Here is a 1,614-nt window from a genome sequence, read left to right as displayed (position 1 = left end):
AATCAACCTGCGCGCCAACCGATTCGCCCGAACCGACAACTCACCATAAGACAACGACTCGCCACCGAACCGCACCGCGGTCCGATCACCAAACCGCGCAGCAGCATCATCGAACCACGCCGACAACGTCGAATCCACACCACGATCGACACCCGTGTCGCTCCATGACAGAACGCGATCCAACTCACCGGCGGTCAGAACATCCACGTCGCCAACGGCAGCAGTCGGATTCGCGACAACGCCACGGAGGACGGACACGAAGCGATCAGCGAACTCGGCCGCTGTCGACGCGTCGAACAGATCCGTCGCGTAGGTCAGAGTGCCGGACATACCGGCGTCAGCGGCGTCTTCAAGAGTGAATTGCAGATCGAACTTGGCCAGTGCTGCGTCGAATTCCACAGCAGCGGCGGTGAGTCCGGGCAGTTCGAGAGCACTCTGGCCAAGGTTCTGGAAGGTCAATGCCACCTGGAACAGCGGGTGGTGTGCCTGCGAACGCACCGGATCGAGCGCTTCGACGATCCGCTCGAACGGAACGTCAGCGTGGGCAAACGCCTGCAGATCCACTTCACGCGCAGAAGCCAACAGATCCGTGAACGACATCGACGGATCAACCTCGGTGCGCAGCACCAAAGTGTTGACGAACATGCCGATCAGATCGTCGAGCTGCGCTTCACCGCGACCGGCGACAGGAGCGCCGATTGCGATGTCGGTTGTCGCGGACAACCGTGCCAGCAGCACGGCCAGCGCAGAGTGGACGACCATGAACGGCGTTGCGCCCGCCGCCTGACCTGTTGCTTCCACATCGGCCCACAGTTGCGGGTCGATGGTGAAGGTGTGGTTCGCTCCTTGTCCCGTTGCGATCTCGGGGCGGGTGCGATCACTGGGAAGGTCCAGCTGCTCGGGCAGGTCGGCCAGGGCATCGGACCAGTAGTTGATCTGCTGCGCGATGATTGACTGCGGATCGTCCTCGAACCCGAGAACCTCACGCTGCCACAGTGCGTAGTCGGCATACTGCACCGGCAACGGCGTCCACACCGGGGCTTGACCCTGTGAGCGGGCGAAGTACGCGGTCATCACGTCCCGGGTCAACGGGCTCATCGAGAAGCCGTCGGTCGAGATGTGATGCACCACGAACGACAACACGAAGTCATCATCGGCGACCTGGAACAGCTTGGCGCGCAACGGAACCTCGACGGTGACATCGAAGCCCTGGGCGAAGAACGAATACAGCTCCGCCTGGATTCGGTCGTCGGTGACGCGTTCTGCACCGAGATCGATCGAGACATCTCCAGCCGAGAGGATCTTCTGGTAGCCGATTCCGTCGACCTCGGGGTAGACCGTGCGCAGAACCTCGTGGCGACCGATAACATCGTGAACTGCCGAATTCAGGGCGGCCAGATCGAGCGCACCCGTGAGCCGAACGGCAACAGGGACATTGTTGACAGCCGATGCCGTGTCGAATCGATTGAGGAACCACATGCGCTGCTGCGCAAACGACAACGGCACCTGCGCCGGACGCACCTGCGCAGTCAACGCCGCACGCGAACCACCACCAACATGAGAACCGAGTCGGGCAGCAAGCCCTTCAACGGTCGACGCCTCGAACAACTCCCG

1 protein-coding gene is annotated in these 1,614 nt (G+C 62.0%); it reads right to left on the bottom strand.

What is annotated here, in order from left to right:
* Positions 1 to 1,614: condensation domain-containing protein (locus AC1DVN_RS30850; protein WP_477994823.1), on the bottom strand; the 1,614-nt coding region annotated here is incomplete at both ends.

Source organism: Rhodococcus sp. P4_E4 (assembly GCF_056401575.1).
Note: the sequence above shows the minus strand (reverse complement) of the source record. Positions and strands in the feature narration are given on the sequence as shown.